This window comes from Pseudomonas citronellolis (assembly GCF_029335315.1).
GTDB lineage: Bacteria > Pseudomonadota > Gammaproteobacteria > Pseudomonadales > Pseudomonadaceae > Pseudomonas > Pseudomonas citronellolis_A.
Genome location: NZ_JARJLT010000251.1, coordinates 1 through 19,292, shown reverse-complemented (window position 1 = coordinate 19,292; position 19,292 = coordinate 1). Strand labels below are relative to the sequence as shown.

The 19,292-nt window shown below is 67.3% G+C and carries 18 protein-coding genes and 1 riboswitch; of the genes, 10 read left to right on the top strand and 8 right to left on the bottom strand.

What is annotated here, in order from left to right; translation table 11 throughout:
• Position 1 precedes the first annotated feature (1 nt).
• Both trmA and P3W75_RS19080 read left to right on the top strand, forming a co-directional pair.
• The gene (gene trmA / locus P3W75_RS19085; protein ID WP_276228868.1) at positions 2-1,045 is read left to right on the top strand and encodes a tRNA (uridine(54)-C5)-methyltransferase TrmA; all 1,044 of its coding nucleotides are present in this window, start codon (positions 2-4) and stop codon (positions 1,043-1,045) included.
• A gap of 234 nt (positions 1,046-1,279) precedes the next feature.
• A complete protein-coding gene (locus P3W75_RS19080) occupies positions 1,280-1,780 on the top strand; it encodes a DUF4136 domain-containing protein (RefSeq protein ID WP_276228867.1) in 501 nt (166 codons plus the stop codon).
• Here the strand turns inward: P3W75_RS19080 and P3W75_RS19075 are convergent.
• A complete protein-coding gene (locus P3W75_RS19075) occupies positions 1,771-2,073 on the bottom strand; it encodes a DUF1883 domain-containing protein (RefSeq protein ID WP_430765387.1) in 303 nt (100 codons plus the stop codon). The two genes, P3W75_RS19080 and P3W75_RS19075, sit on opposite strands and share 10 nt — an antisense overlap.
• 87 nt (positions 2,074-2,160) lie before the next feature.
• The gene (locus P3W75_RS19070) at positions 2,161-2,628 is read right to left on the bottom strand and encodes a DUF4345 family protein (protein ID WP_276228866.1); all 468 of its coding nucleotides are present in this window, start codon (positions 2,626-2,628) and stop codon (positions 2,161-2,163) included.
• Between the two features lie 167 nt (positions 2,629-2,795).
• On the opposite strand from P3W75_RS19070, the gene P3W75_RS19065 reads away from it, so the two are divergent.
• Positions 2,796-3,230 carry a DUF411 domain-containing protein gene (locus P3W75_RS19065; RefSeq protein WP_276228865.1) on the top strand — a complete coding sequence of 145 codons (435 nt, stop codon included), beginning with the start codon at positions 2,796-2,798 and terminating at the stop codon, positions 3,228-3,230.
• A gap of 197 nt (positions 3,231-3,427) precedes the next feature.
• On the opposite strand, the gene alaC is transcribed toward P3W75_RS19065, so the two are convergent.
• Positions 3,428-4,654: an alanine transaminase gene (gene alaC, locus P3W75_RS19060; protein WP_276228864.1), complete on the bottom strand. Its 1,227-nt coding sequence runs from the start codon at positions 4,652-4,654 to the stop codon at positions 3,428-3,430.
• Between the two features lie 142 nt (positions 4,655-4,796).
• Here alaC and P3W75_RS19055 point away from each other — a divergent pair, with 142 nt between their 5' ends.
• Together P3W75_RS19055 and ypfJ are read left to right on the top strand one after the other, a co-directional pair.
• Complete coding sequence (locus tag P3W75_RS19055) at positions 4,797-5,657, top strand: PhzF family phenazine biosynthesis protein (RefSeq protein WP_276228863.1); 861 nt, start codon at positions 4,797-4,799, stop codon at positions 5,655-5,657.
• A gap of 67 nt (positions 5,658-5,724) precedes the next feature.
• Positions 5,725-6,624 carry a KPN_02809 family neutral zinc metallopeptidase gene (ypfJ, locus tag P3W75_RS19050; RefSeq protein ID WP_276228862.1) on the top strand — a complete coding sequence of 300 codons (900 nt, stop codon included), beginning with the start codon at positions 5,725-5,727 and terminating at the stop codon, positions 6,622-6,624.
• A 129-nt stretch (positions 6,625-6,753) separates the two neighbouring features.
• On the opposite strand, the gene P3W75_RS19045 is transcribed toward ypfJ, so the two are convergent.
• The 4 genes from P3W75_RS19045 to P3W75_RS19030 form a co-directional block, all read right to left on the bottom strand.
• A complete protein-coding gene (locus P3W75_RS19045; protein ID WP_276228861.1) occupies positions 6,754-7,194 on the bottom strand; it encodes a response regulator in 441 nt (146 codons plus the stop codon).
• 136 nt (positions 7,195-7,330) lie between these two features.
• Positions 7,331-8,704, bottom strand: a complete 1,374-nt coding sequence (locus tag P3W75_RS19040) for a DUF1329 domain-containing protein (protein ID WP_276228860.1) — start codon at positions 8,702-8,704, stop codon at positions 7,331-7,333.
• 109 nt (positions 8,705-8,813) lie between these two features.
• On the bottom strand, positions 8,814-10,751 hold the full coding sequence (locus P3W75_RS19035; protein WP_276228859.1) for a DUF1302 domain-containing protein: 1,938 nt from the start codon (positions 10,749-10,751) through the stop codon (positions 8,814-8,816).
• 200 nt (positions 10,752-10,951) lie between these two features.
• Entirely contained in the window at positions 10,952-12,634 is a 1,683-nt protein-coding gene (locus tag P3W75_RS19030; protein ID WP_276228858.1) for a fatty acid--CoA ligase, read from the bottom strand.
• 200 nt (positions 12,635-12,834) lie between these two features.
• Here P3W75_RS19030 and P3W75_RS19025 point away from each other — a divergent pair, with 200 nt between their 5' ends.
• On the top strand, positions 12,835-14,010 hold the full coding sequence (locus P3W75_RS19025) for an acetyl-CoA C-acyltransferase (protein WP_276228857.1): 1,176 nt from the start codon (positions 12,835-12,837) through the stop codon (positions 14,008-14,010).
• Positions 14,011-14,177: 167 nt separating this feature from the next.
• Here the strand turns inward: P3W75_RS19025 and P3W75_RS19020 are convergent, their stop codons facing one another.
• Entirely contained in the window at positions 14,178-14,807 is a 630-nt protein-coding gene (locus P3W75_RS19020; RefSeq protein WP_276228856.1) for a LysE family translocator, read from the bottom strand.
• Between the two features lie 82 nt (positions 14,808-14,889).
• On the opposite strand from P3W75_RS19020, the gene P3W75_RS19015 reads away from it, so the two are divergent.
• The 4 genes from P3W75_RS19015 to P3W75_RS19000 form a co-directional block, all read left to right on the top strand.
• Positions 14,890-15,852 (top strand): 2-hydroxyacid dehydrogenase, encoded by a 963-nt coding sequence (locus tag P3W75_RS19015; protein ID WP_430765386.1) that lies wholly within the window; start codon positions 14,890-14,892, stop codon positions 15,850-15,852.
• A 42-nt stretch (positions 15,853-15,894) separates the two neighbouring features.
• Entirely contained in the window at positions 15,895-16,899 is a 1,005-nt protein-coding gene (locus P3W75_RS19010; RefSeq protein ID WP_276228854.1) for a class I SAM-dependent methyltransferase, read from the top strand.
• A 117-nt stretch (positions 16,900-17,016) separates the two neighbouring features.
• A complete protein-coding gene (locus P3W75_RS19005) occupies positions 17,017-18,477 on the top strand; it encodes an amino acid permease (RefSeq protein WP_276228869.1) in 1,461 nt (486 codons plus the stop codon).
• Between the two features lie 39 nt (positions 18,478-18,516).
• Positions 18,517-18,655, top strand: a riboswitch (yybP-ykoY riboswitch).
• A gap of 77 nt (positions 18,656-18,732) precedes the next feature.
• Positions 18,733-19,292: TMEM165/GDT1 family protein (locus tag P3W75_RS19000; protein WP_276228853.1), on the top strand; the 560-nt coding region annotated here is incomplete at its 3' end.

Below are 19,292 nucleotides of genomic sequence, written 5' to 3'. Positions count from 1 at the left end.
ACTGGCCGACAAGGTCGCGCGCCTGCGCGAGCTGCTGGCGCCCTTCGCCGCGCCTGAACCGCAGGTGTTCGACTCGCCCCGCGAGCACTACCGCCTGCGCGCCGAGTTCCGTCTGTGGCGCGAGGGCGAGCAGCGCCACTACGCGATGTTCGAACAGGGCGACAAGCACACGCCGATCCTGATCGACGACTTCCCCATCGCCAGCCGGCGCATCAACGAGCTGATGCCGCGCCTGAAGGCCGCCTGGGCCGAGCCGGCGCTGGGCCACAAGCTGTTCCAGGTGGAATTCCTCACCACCCTGGCCGGCGACGCGCTCATCACCCTCTGCTACCACCGCCCGGTGGACGAGGCCTGGCAGGCCGCCGCGCAGACGCTCGCCGCCGAGCTGGGCGTGAGCCTGGTCGGCCGCTCGCGCGGCAAGCGCGTGGTGGTCGGGCGTGACTATGTGGAAGAAGAACTGGTCGTGGCCGGCCGCACCTTCCGCTACCGCCAGCCGGAAGGCGCCTTCACCCAGCCCAACGGCGAGGTCTGCCAGAAGATGCTGAACTGGGCCTACGAGGCCCTGGGCCAGCGCGACGACGACCTGCTGGAGCTGTACTGCGGCAACGGCAACTTCACCCTGCCGCTGGCCACCCGCGTGCCCAAGGCGCTGGCCACCGAGATCAGCAAGACGTCGGTGAACGCAGCCCTGGCCAACCTCGCCGACAACGCTGTGGATAACGTCACCCTGGTGCGCCTCTCCGCCGAGGAGCTGACCCAGGCGCTGAACGAGGTGCGCCCGTTCCGCCGCCTGGCCGACGTCGACCTGAAGGGCTACAACTTCGGCAGCGTGTTCGTCGACCCGCCGCGCGCCGGCATGGACCCGGACACCTGCGAGCTGACCCGGCGTTTCGAACGCATCCTCTATATCTCCTGCAACCCGGAGACCCTGGCGCAGAACATCGCCCAACTGCACGACACCCACAAGGTGACTCGCAGCGCGCTGTTCGACCAGTTCCCCTACACCCATCACATGGAAGCAGGCGTGCTGCTGGAGCGGCGCTGAAAGCGTCCACGCTCTGCTGCGCGTCGGCATAACTGCGTTAAAAACAGGCGCTCGATGCTCATTTAGCGGCCTAAACTCGAACGCAAGCCCGGTGCCTCTCCCGCCTGTTTTCGCCTTGTTCTGCGCTAGCTCGCAAGAGCGTGAACAGCTTCCAGAGATTACCCAACCTGGGTTGGGCGGCGCACCCCGCACCGCCGGCTAGGCTGCTGTGGATAACCCCACGGGAGCCTTGCCATGCACCGTTTCCTGCTGCCCCTCCTCGCCCTGCTGCTGGCCGCCTGCGCCGGCAGCGATCCGGCGCAGGTCAGCGTCTCGCCGGCCGCCGACGGCCACCAGAGCACCTTCAGCATCCAGGCGGTTCGCGCGCCCGGGCATCGGCTCGACCTGGAAGAGCGCTTCGACACGGCGCTCAAGCGCGCGATGGAGGCCAAGGGCTATCGCTTCCAGGCGCAGGGCGGCGAACTGCGGGTGCTCTATGCGTTGGGGCTGGAGCGCCAGACCGGGGTGGTGCAGCGCCCGGTGGCGACCCAGGACGGTGTCGTCAGCCAGACCCAGATCACCGATTCCGACCAGGCGCGGCTGGCCATGCGCATCCTCGACGAAAGCAGCCGCGAGGTGCTCTACCAGGCGCAGCTGAGCAGCCAGCTGCAGGACCCGAACCTGAGCCAGGATGCCTTCGACAAGGCGCTCGCGAAGTTGCTGGCGGATTTTCCGCCGCACAAGGCTCAGCCGTAGTTGGACGGCGACTTGCGGACGAACTTGATGCTGTAGCTGAAGTCGACCTTGCGGGTAACGCTGATGGCGCGGCGGGTGACGGTATCCAGGGTGACGTTCCAGAAACCGGTGCTGGGCACCCGGATGCGCGCCGGGAAGCGTTCGAAGGCGCCGCCGTGGTAGACGTGGCGCGCGCCGTTCTTGAAGCTGCGGAAGTTGGCGTCGGTCATCAGGCGGATGTTGCAGGTGCGCGAGCACTCGATGACCACGAGGTCGCCCTCGTTGAGGTGTTCGCGCTTGTGGATGAATTTCATGGGGCGGGCCTGTGGCGGACGCTAAAACGGGGCGCAACGATAGCACGGAAGCCGGCGCCGCCCCAGCGACGCCGGCCGGTCGGCGGCCTAGAGCCCCTCGAAATCGGCGTCGCGCACCTTGTCCACCAGCGCTTCGGGGGGTGTCTCCAGCGGCTCCGGCTCGCGCCGGCCGCGCTCCATCCAGTACAGGGCGAAGATCGCCAGCAGCGAGATGCCGCCACGATAGAGCAGGCCGTAGAGGGTCGCGTCGGTCTCGATGCCGGCCCCCGAGGACCAGGCGATCAGCAGGCGCGACAGGGTCAGGGTGAGCTGGATCAGCACCACCAGGATCAGCCCCGGGCGCAGCAGTTCCTGGCGGCGCAGGGCGAACAGCAGGAACAGCGCCAGGGCGAACTGGTGGCCACCGTAGAAGACCTGGGCGTCGCTGACCGATTCCGGCTCCATCAGCAGCATGCCGCTGAGGTTGGCCATCTCGTAGGGACGCACCCAGTACAGCAGGCCCAACCCGGCCCAGACCAGGGCCTGGACCAGCAAGACGAAGCGGGCGAAGAGCATCCTGTTTCTCCTTGGGCCCGACAGCCCTGTGCGATGTGGATAAAGGACACAGACCCCGGCGCCGGAAACGAGTTCGCCCCGCTCGTCACAAGCTGATACAGAGCAGGAACGGAGGCCAGCGTCCCTGAGAGTATGCTCCATGGATTTCGTTCTGACAGGAGCTTCCCATGCGCCGCATCCTCCTCCTCGCCGCCCTCCTCGCCGGCACCGCCCAGGCCGCCCAGCCGCTGACCATCGACGTGCACCGCGACGCCAACTGCGGCTGCTGCAAGGACTGGATCAAGCACCTGCAGGCCAACGGTTTCACGGTCAACGACCACGTCGAGGCAGACATGTCGGCGGTGAAGACGCAACTGGGCGTGCCGCATTCCATGGGTTCGTGCCATACCGGGGTGATCGACGGCAAGTTCGTCGAGGGCCACGTGCCGGCCGCCGACGTCCTCAAGCTGCGCGAGCGCGCGGACCTGGTCGGCGCCGCCGTGCCGGGCATGCCCATGGGCTCGCCGGGCATGGAGATGGGTGACCGCCACGACGCCTACCAGGTGCTGGGCCTGGGCAAGGACGGCAAGGCGGTGGTGCTGGCGGATTATCCGCAGCGCTGAGAGGAACCTGGGGTATCCCTGCTGCTTTGGAGCCTGGGATCAACTCCGCTCCCTCTCCCCAGCCCTCGGCTGCGCGGCCCGCCCTGAAGGGAGAGGGTTAGGGAGAGGGTGCTCTCCAGCCCCCACCAAGCCCTTCCGACATACCCCACAAACAAAAAAGGGGCGACCTACCGGCCGCCCCTTTCTTCATTCATCTTTTACTCAGTTGCCTTGGCCGCCTTGGGCAACAGCCCGTCGGCGCGGAACATCGCCTTGATCCCGCGCACCGCCTGGCGCAGGCGGTCGCGGTTCTCGATCAGGGCGAAGCGCACGTGGTCGTCGCCGTAGTCACCGAAGCCGATGCCCGGCGACACCGAGACCTTGGCGTCCTGCAGCAGCTTCTTGGCAAACTCCAGCGAGCCCAGGTGGGCATACGGCTCGGGGATCTTCGCCCAGACGTACATCGAGGCCTTGGGGTTCTCGACCATCCAGCCGGCCTCGTGCAGGCCCTTCACCAGCACGTCGCGGCGCGCCTGGTACTGGCTGGCGATGTCGCGCACGCACTGCTGGTCGCCTTCCAGCGCGGCAATGGCCGCCACCTGCAGCGGGGTGAAGGTGCCGTAGTCGTGGTAGCTCTTGATCCGCGCCAGCGCGGAGACCAGCTCCGGGTTGCCGACCATGAAGCCGATGCGCCAGCCGGCCATGTTGTAGCTCTTGGACAGGGTGAAGAACTCCACCGCGATGTCCTTGGCCCCCGGCACCTGCATGATCGACGGGGCCTTCCAGCCGTCGTAGACGATGTCGGCGTAGGCCAGGTCGTGCACCACCAGCACGTCGTACTGCTTGGCCAGGGCCACCACGCGCTCGAAGAAGTCCAGCTCGACGCACTGCGCGGTCGGGTTGGAGGGGAAGCCGAGGATCATCATCTTCGGCTTGGGGATCGATTCGCGGATCGCCCGCTCCAGCTCGTTGAAGAAGTCGATCCCCGGCACCAGCGGCACCGAGCGCACCTGGGCGCCGGCGATCACCGCGCCGTAGATATGGATCGGATAGCTGGGGTTGGGCACCAGGATGTTGTCGCCATGGTCCAGGGTGGCCAGCATCAGGTGCGCCAGGCCTTCCTTCGAGCCGATGGTGACGATGGCTTCGCTTTCCGGGTCGATCTCGACCGCGTAGCGCTCCTTGTACCAGTGCGAGATGGCCCGGCGCAGGCGCGGGATGCCGCGCGAGGTGGAGTAGCCGTGGGTGTCTTCGCGCTGGGCGACCTGCACCAGCTTCTCGACGATGTGCGGCGGGGTGGCGCCGTCGGGGTTGCCCATGGACAGGTCGATGATGTCTTCGCCGCGGCGGCGCGCGGCCATCTTCAGTTCGGCGGTGATGTTGAAAACGTAGGGCGGGAGACGATCGATACGCGCAAAGCGACGAGCTGAACGGGGTTCAGTCATGATTTCCTCGGTGAACGTAAGCGCCCGGAACCGTCCGAGCGACGCCGGCCACTGCGGTGGCCTGAAAAGCGCGGGGCTTTCTTGTCGGCGAACATATCCGCCGCTAGGCTCGCTGTCGAGTCCTACTTTCCCCGGGAGCACCATGTCCTTCCTGCATTACTGGCAACTCGACGTATTCGCCGAACGCCCGCTGGGCGGCAACGGCCTGGCGGTGTTCGCCGATGCGCGCGGCCTGGCCGACGCCACGCTGCAGGCGCTGACCCAGGAGCTGCGCCAGTTCGAGAGCATCTTCCTGTTCCCCAGCGCCGAGCTGGACACCTACGCCGCGCGCATCTTCACCCCCGAGGAAGAACTGCCATTCGCCGGCCACCCGCTGCTGGGCGCCGCGGCGCTGCTGCACCACATCCACCAGCGCGGCGAACAGGAACACTGGACCCTGCAACTGGCGAGCAAGGACGTGAACCTCACCACCCGCCGCCATGGCAACGGCTTCATCGCGCAGATGAACCAGGGCCAGGCGCAGTTCGGCGCGGTGCTCGACGAAGAGGAGCGGCGCTGGTTCGCCGAGGCCTTTTCGCTGCAGGCGAACGATCTCGCCGACTACCCGGCGCACGTGATCAGCACCGGCCTGCCCTACGTGCTGCTGCCGGTGCGCAGCGAGGCCCTCGGGCGCATCCGCCAGCGCGCCGAGCTGGGCGAACGCCTGGCCGCCCTGGGCGCGGCCTTCGTCTTCCTGCTGGATGTGGATAATCGCGAGGGCCGCACCTGGGACAACGCCGGCCTGGTCGAGGACGTCGCCACCGGCAGCGCCGCCGGCCCGGTCGCCGCCTACCTGGTGGCGCTGGGCAAGGCTCGCCGTGGCGAGACCTTCGAGCTGAACCAGGGCCGCTTCGTCGGCCGCCCCAGCCTGCTGGAAGTACGCGTCGGCGACGACGACCAGGTGCAGGTGGGCGGCAAGGTCCAATTGCTGGCCCACGCCCAGCTGCTCTGCGCGCTGGCCTGACAGCCGGCCTGGCGGGCAGGCCCCGCGACGACAACACTCAATCCACCCATACCCAGGAGACGACGCCATGCTCTGGCGCAAAGGACGACGCAGCGACAACGTGGTGGATGCACGCGACGACGATGCCGGCGGCGGCATGGGCGGTGGCGGCATGCGCATCGGCGGCCGTGGCCTGAGCCTGGGCGGCGTCGCCATCGTGGTCGTGGTGGGCCTGCTGATGGGCCAGGACCCGATGCAGATCCTCGGCAGCCTGCTCGGCCAGATGGACACCGGCCAGGCCCCGGCGCGACCGCAGGTGCAGGGCCGCCCGGCGACCGGCGCGGACCCGCAGGTGGACTTCGTGCGCGCCGTGCTCGGCGACACCGAGGACACCTGGGGCAACATCTTCGCCCACAGCAACGCCCAGTACGAACAACCCAAGCTGATCCTGTTCAACGGCGGGGTGAACTCGGCCTGCGGCTTCGCCTCCTCCGCCGTGGGGCCGTTCTATTGCCCCGGCGACCACCGGGTGTACCTCGACCTGGGCTTCTTCCGCGAGATGGAGCAACGCTTCTCCGCCGCCGGCGACTTCGCCCGCGCCTACGTGATCGCCCACGAGGTCGGCCACCATGTGCAGAACCTGCTGGGGATTTCCGCCAAGGTCGAGGCCGCGCGCCGTCGTGGCGCCCCCATGGAAGGTGCCACCGGCCTCTCGGTGCGCCTGGAGCTGCAGGCCGACTGCTTCGCCGGGGTCTGGGCCAACAACGCCCAGCAGCGCCTGCAATGGCTGGAGCCGGGCGACATCGAAAGCGCGCTGAACGCCGCCAATGCCATCGGTGACGACCGCCTGCAGAAGCAGTCGCGCGGCACCGTGGTACCGGACTCCTTCACCCACGGCACCTCGGCGCAGCGCATGCGCTGGTTCAAGCTGGGCTTCGACAGCGGCGCGCCGGGCAAGTGCGACACTTTCAAGGCACAGACCTTGTAGGCAAGGCGTTCAGGCGGTTCGCGAGCAAGCTCGCTCCTACAGGCTTGCGCGGGACGCAGGGCGAATAACGCGAAACGTTATCCGCCGCTGGCCCCGGCTCCGGGCATCAGGACAACGGCGCAACACTCCCTACAAATAGCGCTTCAGCGTCTGCAGGAAGTACGCCGGGTCCACCGGCTTGAGCAGGAAGTCCAGCACGCTCAGGCGCATGGCTTCGACCACGTCGCGCGCGTCGTCGGTGCCGGAGAGCACCACGATCGGCAGGAAGGTGCCCTGGTCGTTGAGCTGGCGGATCAGCTCCAACCCGGAGCTTTCCGTCTCCATGCGCAGGTCGGTGACCAGCAGGTCGATGCCCGCCTCGTCGCGGCGGATGCGACGCAAGGCCTCGGCGCTGCTGCGCGCGGTCAGGCAATCGAGCCCGGCGCCACGAATCAGCTCGCGCATTTCCGCCAGTACCTGGCGGTCGTCGTCCACCAGCAGCACCACCGGCCGCCGCGCCGGGCGGCTGGTAACCGCCTGCAGCGCTGCGAGTTCGTCGGCGTCGAGGATTTCACGGGGGGAATGCGGCAAAGGCTCACCTGGGTAGGCGTTTTGCCATCAAGTATAGCGGCACCTTGCCAGATGCCGATGCCGGCCCAAGGGCGGGCGGCGGATACGAAAAAGCCGGCCCGAAGGCCGGCTTTTCCTCAGCAAGGGGAACTCGACTTCAGCGAACGCCTTCCTGGCGCAGCGCTGCGGGGGTGAAGTCGCTTTCCGAGGCGCTGTAGTTGAAGTCGTAGGCGGACTTCTCCTCGTTCTTCAGGCCCAGCACCAGGTAACGGCTGGAGAGCAGGTCGTACAGGGTCTCGGCGGTGTACCACGGCACCTGGTTGTTGTAGTAGTACTGCGAGAAGGCCTCGGCTACGCGCCACAGGGTGCCGCGACCGTCGTAATGGTCGATCTCGGCGGCCTGCCAGGTGTCCTCGTCGATGTAGAAGTCACGCTTGGCGTAGATGTGGCGCTCGCCGGCCTTCAGGGTCGCGACCACGTGCCAGACACGGTGCAGCTCGTAGCGGGTCAGGTCCTGGTTGAGGTGGCCGGGCTTGATGATGTCGGCGTACTTCAGCTTGGGATCGTCGAGCTTGTAGTTGTTGTACGGGATGTACAGCTCCTGCTTGCCCACCAGTTTCCAGTCGTAACGGTCCGGCGCGCCGTTGTACATGTCCAGGTTGTCCGAGGTGCGCAGGCCGTCGGCGGCGGTGCCGGGGCCGTCGTAGGACACCTGCGGGGCGCGGCGCACGCGGCGCTGGCCGGCGTTGTAGAGCCACGCCAGGCGCGGTTCCTTGACCTGGTCGAGGGTCTCGTGGACCAGCAGGACGTTACCGGCCAGGCGCGCCGGGGCGGTGACCTGCTGCTTGAAGTAGAACAGCACGTTGCTCGGCTTGCTCGCGTCGTAGTCCTTCAGGTCGGTGCGGAACACGAACTCGTCCTGGAAGTACACCAGCGAGTAGCTGCCGTTGACCTGCGGGGTGGCCTGGGTCACCAGGCGACGCACGTGGCCGCCGCGGTAGCGGGTGATGTGGTTCCAGATGACTTCCAGGCCGTTCTGCGGGATCGGGAACGGGTTGGCGGTCTGGAAGTTCTGCAGGCCGTTGCCGCCCTGCACCAGGCTGGTGGCGGTGGCGTTCTTCTTGGTCGCTTCCAGCACCGAGTCAGGCAGGGTGGCGGTGCGGTGCGACGGGTACACCGGCATCTTGTAGGTGTCGGGGTAGCGCTTGAACATGGCGAGCTGGCCGGGGGTCAGCTTGTCCTTGTACTGCTCGGCGTTCTGCGCGGTGATGGTGAACAGCGGCTTCTCGCTGGCGAAGGGGTCGGCGAGGAAGCCCTTGCTGTCCACGGCACCGGCGTTCTTCGGCAGGCCGCCGGTCCAGGCGGGGATGCTGCCGTCGGCGTTGCCGGCCTTTTCCGCGCCGATCGGGGTCAGGGTGGTGCCCAGCTTCGCGGCGTCCGCGGCGGACACCGCGGCCATCACCTGGGAGGCCAGCAGGCTCAGGCCCAGGGCCATCGCGCCGGTTTGCAGCAATCTCTTTGTTGTTCTCATTATCGCGTCGTCCTCGATGAGTCGTTACTGCTTGCGCGGCGGCCACGCCGCCGCGCTCGCGATCTCTGCGGGGCCCCGCCCGGGCAGTGGGCGGGGCGCCAGGTGCCGCTTAGAAGTTCATGCCGAAGCTGAGCGCGACGAAGTCGCGATCGACCATGGTGGAGTACTTGCCGTCGAAGTAGTTGGTGTAGGAGAGGCTCGCGGTGTAAGTGTTCAGGTAGTCGGCGTCGACACCCAGGCTGACTGCCTTGCGGCCTTCCTCGAAGTTGCCGCCGGGGCCGGGCGAGTAGCCGTCGACGTCATGCGACCAGGCCACGCTGGGCTTCAGGTTGATGCCGGCGAAGACGTCGTTGTAGTCCCAGATGGCGCGGGCGCGGTAGCCCCAGGAGTCGGTGGTGGTGAAGCCATCGTTCTCGCAGTAGCGGCTGACGTTGTTGGCGTTGGGGGTGCCCAGGGTGCTGGCGTTCAGCGCCTGGCAGGTCGGCAGACCGCCCAGGGTGCCTTTCAGCGGCCCCGGACCGAACACCGGGTCGCGGCCGTAGCGCGCCTTGGAGGTGCTTTCCAGGCCACCGACGTGGGTCCAGCCGATCTCACCCACCAGGGTCAGACGCTCGGCGCCCATGACCTGGTCGAAGAAGTGGGTGAAGGTGTTCTGCAGCTGGGTGATTTCCTTGCGGCGGTAGCCGTGCAGGTCCTGCCCGGCCTGGCCGTCGAGCACCGAGGCGTTGGCGTACGGGTGGGTGCCGGCGATGGTGATCGGGTCGAGGCCGGAGTACAGGATGTCGGTGGTGTTCAGCTGTACCGGGGCGTTCGGCCGGTAGCTCAGCTCGCCGCTCCAGGCGGTGCCGGTGGGCAGCGTGGTGGAGAAGCTCAGGCCGTACAGGTGGATGTCTTCCGGGTACTCGACGAAGTAGCTGGAGTTGCCGGCGGTGCCCGCGGCGGCGATCCCCGCGGCCTGGCTGGCCAGCGCCGGGTTGCCGGAAGTGGCCAGGCTGGTCGCCAGGCCGTTGATCCGCGCCATGGTGGCGGCGGAGGCACCCTGGCCGCTGAAGATCGGCAGGCGGCTGTGGTAGTTCATGTAGTAGGCGCCGAACTCGGTGTTCAGGCTGTCGGCGAAGTACTTCAGCGACAGGCCGTACTGGCCGCCGTCGCGGGCGTCGCGGTCGGGGCCGCGGCGCACCACCAGGCCTTCGTTCCACGGCGACGGGGTGACCCCCAGGCCGACCCGACCCAGGGCGGCATTGATGCCGGCGATCGAGGTCGGGTTGTTGGTCAGCACCGCCAGGTTCTGGGTGCAACCGTCGGCGATCACGTCCGGCTGGGAGAAGAAGGTGCCGCAGTTGTCGACTACCGTCTGGTCCCACTCCAGTTGGTAGAAGCCTTCGGCGGAAAGGTTATCGGTGATGTTCTGCGACATGTAGAACATGTTCACCGGCACCAGAGCTTCCTTGATCTCGGAGCCCGGGCGGCGCAGCGCGGTGACGTCCACCGGGTTGATGGCGCTGATGCCGTTCTGGATGAAGGTGCTCTCGCCCCAGTTCACCACCTGCTTGCCCAGGCGCACGGTGCCCGGCAGGTCGGCGATGGCGTACTTGTGGTAGATGAAGGCGTCGAGCAGCTCGGCGCCGGAAGCCTGGGCGGCGGTCTTGCGGCCGCTGTCGCTGAGCGGCTTGAACTCGGTGCTCTCGTCTTTCTGCTCGAAGTCGTACCAGTACTTGCCGCGCAGGAACACGCCGGTGTCGCCGTACTTCAGTTCAAGGTCGTGGATGCCCTTGAAGATCTTCGAGAAGGTTTCCCCCGCCTTGTAGTTCAAGTGGCCGTCGTCGGATGTCTGAGAAAGGCCCTTGCCGCCGTTGTTCACCCCGATCAGTTGCTTGTCCGGGTTCTGCGTCGACCAGCTGGCGCCGACGGACAGGCTGGAGTCGAAGGAGCCCTCGATCTCACCGATGTTGAAGGTGACCGCCGAGGCGGGGGTGGCAAGCGTGGAAGCCAGGCTGACGGCCAGCGGCAAACGCGCCAGACGCCAGATCTTCTTCATTTGTGTCATCGACGCTACTCCATGTGTGTTTTTTGTTATGAGTGGTAGCGACTATATCCAGCCCCCCGGTGGGCTTGATCCCTCGAAAGTGTGATTTGTCGCGGCACCGCCCCAGCGAGCCCCGTTGCAGAGCCCTCGGCGCCAGGAATAACAAAGGCCGCGCCCCGTGCCAAGCGCTTGCTTGGGGGGACGCGGCCTTCACCAAGGTGTCAGAGAGTGGAAAGGAATTCGCTGCCGGACTCCTGCCAACGAGCGATATCGACCCGGATACGCTTCTTGTCCAGCTTGCCGACGCTGGTCTTGGGAACTTCAGTAACAACGGCGATCTGCGAGGGAATCGCCCACTTGTTGATGTGGCCCTGCTCCACGAAAGGCTTGAGATGCTCCTTCAAGCCCTTGGCATCCAGGCGCTCGCCCTCGCTCAGCACCAGCAGCGCGAACGGCCGCTCGCCCCACTGCGGATCGGGCACCCCGACCACCGCCACTTCGCGCACCGCCGGGTGGCGGCTGATCAGGTCCTCCAGCTCCAGCGAGGACAGCCACTCGCCGCCGGTCTTGATCACGTCCTTGATACGGTCGCGGATATCGATGAAGCCCATGCCGTCGAGGGTCGCCACGTCACCGGTGTGCATCCAGCCGCCGGCCCACAGCTCCTCGCCCTTCTGCGGCTCGCGGAAGTAGCCCTGAGTCAGCCAGGGCGCGCGCAGCACCAGCTCGCCCTGGGATTCGCCGTCGGCCGGCAGCAGCTGGCCGTGCTCGTCCATGATCGCCGCTTCCACCAGCGGCACCGGCACGCCGGCCTTGATGCGGTAGGTGGTGCGCTCGTCCTCGCTGCCGTCGCGCAGCTCCTGGTTGAGGTAGGCGCAGGAAATCAGCGGGCAGGTCTCGGACATCCCGTAGGCGGCGGTGAGCTGGATACCGCGAGCCCTGGCCGCCTCGTACAGCGCACGGTTCAGCGCGCTGCCGCCGATGATGACCTTCAGCCCGGCGAAGTCGTGGCCCTTGGCGCTGGGGGCGTTGAGCATCATCTGCAGGATGGTTGGCACGCAGTGGGAGAAGGTCACCTTCTCCTCGCGGATCAGCTTGCACAGCAGGTCCGGCTCGTAGCGGCCGGGGTACACCTGCTTCACCCCGAGCATGGTCGCCACGTAGGGCACGCCCCAGGCGTGCACGTGGAACATCGGGGTGATCGGCATGTAGACGTCGTCGGTGCCCATCAGGCGGATGCTGTCCAGGCTGCCGATGGTCGAGGCCATGGACAGGGTATGCAGCACCAGCTGGCGGTGGGTGAAATACACGCCCTTGGGGTTACCGGTGGTACCGGTGGTGTAGAAGGTGGTGGCCACCGAGTTCTCGTCGAAGTCGGGGAAGGCGTAGCGCGGGCTGGCCGCGGCCATGAGTGTCTCGTACTCGCCGACGCAGTCGGGCAGCGCGCAGCTCTTGTCGGCGCCGTCGGTCAGCAGCAGGGTCTTCTGCACCGTGGTCAGCTGCCCGGCGATGCCCTGGTAGAGCGGCACGAACTCGCTGTTGACCAGCACGAAGCGGTCCTCGGCGTGGTTCATGGTGTAGAGGATCTGGTCCGGCGAGAGGCGGATGTTGATGGTGTGCAGCACCGCGCCGATCATCGGGATGGCGAACATCGCCTCCAGGTAGCGGTGGCTGTCCCAGTCCATCACCGCGACGGTGTCGCCGGCCTGCACGCCAGCCTCGCTGAGCACGTTGGCCAGGCGCGCCACGCGCTCGTTGAAAGTGGCGTAGTTGTAACGCACCAGGTCGCGATAGACGATCTCGCGGCTCTTCTCGTAACGCGCGCCGGACAACAGCAAGCTCTTGATGAGCAACGGGTACTGGTAGGCGTTGCTCGCAGCGGGGATGAGTCGGGTCTTGAGCATGTTCGGCTTACCTGTCAGGCCTTTATGAAATCGATGGTGCTGACTCTAGAGGTGCGTTCATGACCGTTCATCCATCCAAAGAGTGATTTGCAGGTGACTCTTTGGCCTGATCCGGTCACGCGTTAGAATCGGCCCCGCCCGGTCGTTCACGACCGTTCCCAAGAACACCCCAAGAACAAAAGCCAAGAGGTAGTTTCGCCATGTCCGAAATCGTCATCGTCAGCGGCGCCCGCACTCCCATGGGCGGCTTCCAGGGCAGCCTGGCCGCCGTTTCCGCCGTCGACCTGGGCGCCATCGCCATCCGTGAAGCGGTCGCCCGCGCCGGCATCCAGGCCAGCGATGTCGAGGAAGTGATCATGGGCTGCGTGCTGCCCGCCGGCCTGAAACAGGGCCCGGCCCGACAGGCGGCACTGAACGCCGGCCTGCCTGCCGCCGCTGGCTGCACCACCATCAACAAACTCTGCGGCTCCGGCATGAAGGCGGTGATGCTGGCCCACGACCTGCTCAAGGCCGGGACCAACCAGGTGATGGTCGCCGGTGGCATGGAAAGCATGTCCAACGCCCCCTACGTGCTGGAGAAGGCCCGCACCGGCCTGCGCATGGGCCACGGCGAGATCAAGGACCACATGTTCCTCGACGGCCTGGAAGACGCCCGCACGGGCCGCCTGATGGGCTCCTTCGCCCAGGATACCGCCGACAAGAACGCTGTCACCCGCGAGGAGATGGACGCCTACGCCATCGAGTCGCTGAAGCGCGCCCAGGCCGCGATCAAGGACGGCTCCCTGGCCAGCGAGATCGTTCCGGTCACCGTTACCACCCGCAAGGGCGAGGTGGTGGTGAAGGATGACGAGCAGCCGCTGACCGCCAACCTGGACAAGATTCCCGGCCTGAAGCCGGCGTTCAAGAAAGACGGCACCATCACCGCCGCCAACGCCAGCTCGATCTCCGACGGCGCCAGCGCGCTGGTCCTGATGACCGCCGAAGAAGCCGCCCGCCGCGGCCTCAAGCCGCTGGCGAAGATCGTCGGCCACGCCACCCAGAGCCAGGACCCGAGCGAGTTCACCCTGGCCCCGATCGGCGCCATGACCAATCTGTTCAAGAAGACCGGCTGGAACAAGGACGACGTCGACCTGTTCGAAATCAACGAAGCCTTCGCCATGGTCACCATGCTGGCCATGCGCGAGCACGGCCTGGACCACGCCAAGGTCAACGTCTACGGCGGCGCCTGCGCCCAGGGCCACCCGGTGGGCTCCACCGGCTCGCGGATCATCGTCACCCTGATCAACGCCCTGCAGAAGAAAGGCGGCAAGCGCGGCGTGGCCTCGCTGTGCATCGGCGGCGGCGAAGCCACCGCGGTGGCCATCGAGCTGCTGTAACGCTGTTACCGGTAACGCAAAGGGCGCGACTTCGGTCGCGCCCTTTGCGTTTCAGGGCTCTTCACGCGGTTGTGCAGCGCACGGACAGATGCCATTCCCATCCGTAACACGCCGTCCGTGATAGCCCTACCCGTTCGCGAGCAAGTTCGCCTGTGCACACCCCGCCTTCAGCGCAGCTCGGTGAATGCCAGCTTGATCCCCAGCCCCACCAGCACCACGCCCATCAGCCGGTCGAACCAATGGCCCAGGCGGGCGAAGCCGGCGCGCACGCGTTGCTGGCTGAACAGCAGGGCGACGAAGCTGAACCAGGCGGCGGTGGCGCAGGCCAGGTAGACGCCATAGCCGGCCTGTACCAGTACCGGGGTGTGCGGGTTGATGACCACGGTGAACAGCGACAGGAAGAACAGCGTCGCCTTGGGGTTCAGGCCATTGGTGACGAAACCGCTGACGAAGGCCCCGCACGGGGTGCGTTCGCTGGGTGGGGCGGCCTCGACGCTGCCGTCGCCGCCGCTCGGCTTGGCGCGCAGGGCCTTGATGCCGATATAGAACAGGTAGGCCGCGGCCAGCCACTTGAGGGTGTTGAACAGCACGATCGATTGCGAAACGATCAGGCCGATGCCCAGCAGCGAGTAGGTCACGTGGATCGAGATCGCGCAGCCCACGCCCAGCGCCGTCCAGGTCCCGGCGCGGCGCCCGTGGGTCACGCTCTCGCGCACCACCACGGCGAAGTCCGGCCCGGGGCTGGCCACCGCGAGCAGGTGGATCAATGCCACGGTGAGGAATTCCGTCCAGTACATGCAACCTCCGCAGGGTGGGAAGAAAACCGTTAGGCTGGCAACCTTACGCCAGCTCTGATCCACGCAAAAGGTACAGCCAGTGATGAACAGCTCCCGCGCCGTCTTCCTCGACACCGCCTCCCTCGACCTCGGCGACCTCGACCTGCAACCCCTGCACCGCGCCTTCGGCGAACTGGTCCTGCACCCCGCCAGCGCTCCCGGCGAGATCGCCGGGCGCCTGGCCGGCGCCCGCGTGGCCATCACCAACAAGGCGCCGATCGACGCCGCGACCCTGGCCGCCTGCCCGGACCTGAAGCTGATCCTGGTGACCGCCACCGGCACCAACAACATCGACCTGGCGGCCGCCCGCGAGCACGGCGTGGCCGTGTGCAACTGCCAGGGCTACGGCACCGCCTCGGTCGCCCAGCACGCCATCCTGCTGCTGCTCGCCCTGGCCACCCGCCTGCCCGACTACCAAGCGGCGGTGCGCGCCGGGCGCTGGCAGCAGGCCACCCAGTTCTGCCTGCTGGATTTTCCCATCGTCGAGCTGGAGGGCAAGACCCTCGGCCTGCTCGGCCATGGCGAACTGGGTGGCGCGGTCGGTCGCCTGGCCGAGGCCTTCGGCATGCGCGTGCTGCTCGGCCAGTTGCCCGGCCGGCCGCCGCGCGCCGATCGGCTGGCGCTGGACGAGCTGCTGCCGCAGGTCGACGCCATCAGCCTGCACTGCCCGTTGACCGACGAAACCCGTGGCATGCTCGGCCAGCGCGAGCTGGACCTGATGAAGCCCGGCGCCTTCATCGTCAACACGGCGCGTGGCGGCCTGATCGACGAGCAGGCCCTGGCCGACACCCTGCGCCGGGGCCACCTGGGCGGCGCCGCCACCGACGTGCTCAGCGTCGAGCCGCCGAAGGATGGCAACCCGCTGCTGGCCGGCGACATCCCGCGGCTGATCGTCACCCCGCACAACGCCTGGGGCAGTCGCGAGGCGCGGCAGCGCATCGTCGGCCAGGTGCTGGACAACGCCATGGCCTTCTTCGCCGGCGACACGCTGCGCCGGGTCGACTGAAGCGGGAAGTGCTAAACTCGCGCCCTTTTTTCAGGAGGCCGCATGTCCCACGCCCCCACCAGTGAGGTGCTGCTGCGCCAGATCGAACGCTTCGGCGGCCGCGTGCTGCTGGCCGGCCTGCCCGCCGACGGCCTGCTCGGCCAGCTACCCGAAGCCCTCGGCTGGAGCTGGCACGCCGGCGAGCAACGCCAGCTGGAGACTCGCTATCCGGGGCGCTGCCACTTCGGTGTGACGCCACCGGACGGCGAGTTCGCCGCCGCCGTGCTGTTCCTGCCCAAGTCCCGCGAGCTGACCGACTACCTGCTGGCCGCCCTGGCCAGTTGCGTGCCCGGCGGCCAGCTGTACCTGGTGGGCGAGAAGCGCGCCGGCGTGGAGCGCGCCGCCAAGCAGCTCGGCGCCCTGGCCAAGGCCGCCAAGCTGGACAGCGCGCGGCACTGCCAGCTGTGGCAGGCGAGCATCGCAGGCGCCCCGCCCCGCCCCGACCTGCACGCGCTGGCCCAGCACTACGAACTGGCCCTGGCCGATGGCCCGCTGCGCGTGGTCACCCTGCCCGGCGTGTTCAGCCATGGCCGCCTGGACCGCGGCAGCGCCCTGCTGCTGGAGCATCTGGACGACCTGCCGGCCGGCCACCTGCTGGACTTCGGCTGTGGCGCCGGGGTGCTCGGTGCGGTACTCAAGCGCCGCTACCCGGCCAGCCGCCTGAGCCTGCTCGACGTCGACGCCTTCGCCGTCGAAAGCAGCCGCCTGACCCTGGCCGCCAACGGCCTGGAGGGCGAGGTGATCGCCGGCGACGGCATCGACGCGGCGCCCTTCGAGCTGGACGCCATCGTCAGCAACCCGCCCTTCCACCAGGGCGTGCACACCAACTACCAGGCCAGCGAGCACCTGCTGCGCGAAGCCGCGCGACACCTGCAGGCCAGGGGCGAGCTGCGCCTGGTGGCCAACAGTTTCCTGAAATATCCGCCGCTGATCGAGGACCACCTCGGCCCCTGCCGCACCCTCGCCGAAGCCGACGGCTTCCGCATCTACAGCGCCCGGCGGCGCTGATCCCGAGCGCGCACTACACTCCACCGAGCCCCATCGGATCGGCGCCCCCGCTCGCCCTGACTATCGAGGACACCCGTGAATCGCAGAATCAAAGATGACGTCGAACTGACATTCGCCATGGGGCCGAAGGAGAAGCCGCACCATCTGAAGCGCTCCCTCAAGCCGCGTCACCTGAACATGATCGCCATCGGCGGTTCGATCGGCACCGGCCTGTTCGTCGCCTCTGGCAGCACCATCGCCACCGCCGGCCCCGGCGGCGCGCTGCTGGCCTACGCGCTGATCGGCCTGATGGTGTTCTTCCTGATGACCAGCCTTGGCGAGCTGGCGGCGTACATCCCCGATTCCGGCTCCTTCTGCACCTACGGCAGCCGCTTCATCGACGACGGCTTCGGCTTCGCCATGGGCTGGAACTACTGGTACAACTGGGCGGTGACCATCGCCGCGGAACTGGTCGCCGCGCAGCTGGTGATGAAGTTCTGGTTCCCCGACGTGCCGGGCATGTACTGGAGCGCCGCCTTCCTCGCCATCATGTTCGGCCTCAACTACTTCTCGGTGAAAGGCTTCGGCGAGAGCGAGTTCTGGTTCGCGCTGATCAAGGTGGTCGCGGTGGTGGTGTTCATCGGCATCGGCCTGGCCAGCATCATCGGCATCATGCACGGCATCGACAGCCCCGGCTTCAGCAACTTCACCATCGACGACGCGCCCTTCGTCGGCGGCCTGCAGGCGATGATCGGGGTGGCCATGATCGCCGGCTTCTCGTTCCAGGGCACCGAGCTGATCGGCGTGGCCGCCGGCGAGTCGGAAAACCCGCGCAAGTCGATCCCGGTCGCCATCCGCCAGGTGTTCTGGCGAATCCTGATGTTCTACATCCTGTCGATCTTCGTCATCGGCATGCTGATCCCCTACACCGATCCGAACCTGCTCAAGACCGACAGCAGCGACATCAGCACCTCGCCCTTCACCCTGCTGTTCCAGCGCGCGGGCCTGGCCGCCGCCGCCGGCCTGATGAACGCGGTGATCCTCTCGGCGATCCTCTCCGCCGGCAACTCCGGCATGTACGCCTCCACCCGCATGCTCTACACCATGGCCACCCAGGGCAAGGCGCCGCGCCTGTTCACCCAGGTCTCCGACAGCGGCGTGCCGCGCTACGCGCTCTACGCCACCACGCTGATCGGCGCGCTGTGCTTCCTCACCAGCTTCATCGGCGACAAGACCGTCTACACCTGGCTGCTCAACGCCTCGGGCATGTGTGGCTTCATCGTCTGGCTGGGCATCGCCATCTCCCACTACCGCTTCCGCAAGGCCTTCGTGCTGCAGGGCGGCGACCTGGAAAGCCTGCCCTACCGCGCCAAGCTGTTCCCCTTCGGCCCGCTGTTCGCCTTCACCCTGTGCCTGATCATCACCCTCGGGCAGAACTACCAGGCCTTCATCGCCGACCACGTGGACTGGGCCGGGCTGGCCGCCACCTACCTGACCCTGCCGCTGTTCTTGTGCATCTGGTGGGGCTACCGGCTGAAGAACGGCACGCGCTTCATCCCCTACGCGGAAATGGACGTCTCCTCCGGCCGCGACGACTGAACGGCGGGCTTGCCCAAGCGCCGGTACTTGGGCAGAATGCGCCCCGTCCTAGGGGAGTAGTCTCCCGCGAGCGGTTCCCGCCCTCGCCCGGCACGCGTCAACACACTTGGTCCGCAGACCATGGCGCGTGCGGCCCCAGGCCCGCAGCAGTCGGGCCACGGGTTTGACAAGACCTATGACACGCGCGATTCGACCCGGGGTGGGCGGATGGCCCGTGTCATTGGTGATTAGTCGACCCGCCCCTTAGGAAATCCGATGGAATCCCTGTTCGTCCCGATCCTGATCGTCGCCCTCGCCGAAATCGGCGACAAGACGCAGCTGCTCGCCCTCCTCCTCGCCGCACGCTTCCGCAAGCCCTGGCCGATCATCGGCGGCATGGTCGCCGCGACCCTGGCCAACCACTTCGCCGCCGGCGCCGTGGGCAAATGGGTTTCCACCTTCTTCGCCGAATCCACCCTGAGCTGGCTGCTGGCCGCGTCCTTCCTGGCCGTCGCCGCCTGGACCCTGATTCCCGACAAACTCGACGACGACGAGGAAAGCGGCCTGAAGAAGTACGGCCCGTTCCTCACCACCCTGATCGCCTTCTTCCTCGCCGAGATGGGCGACAAGACCCAGGTCGCCACCGTGATGCTGGCCGCGCAGTACCCGCACTTCTGGCTGGTGGTCATGGGCACCACCATCGGCATGCTGCTGGCCAACGTGCCGGTGGTGCTGGCCGGCAACTTCGCCGCCGAGCGCCTGCCGCTGGTGCTGATCCGCCGCCTGGCCGCCAGCGCCTTCGCGGTGCTCGGCCTGGTCGCCGCCTGGCATGCGGC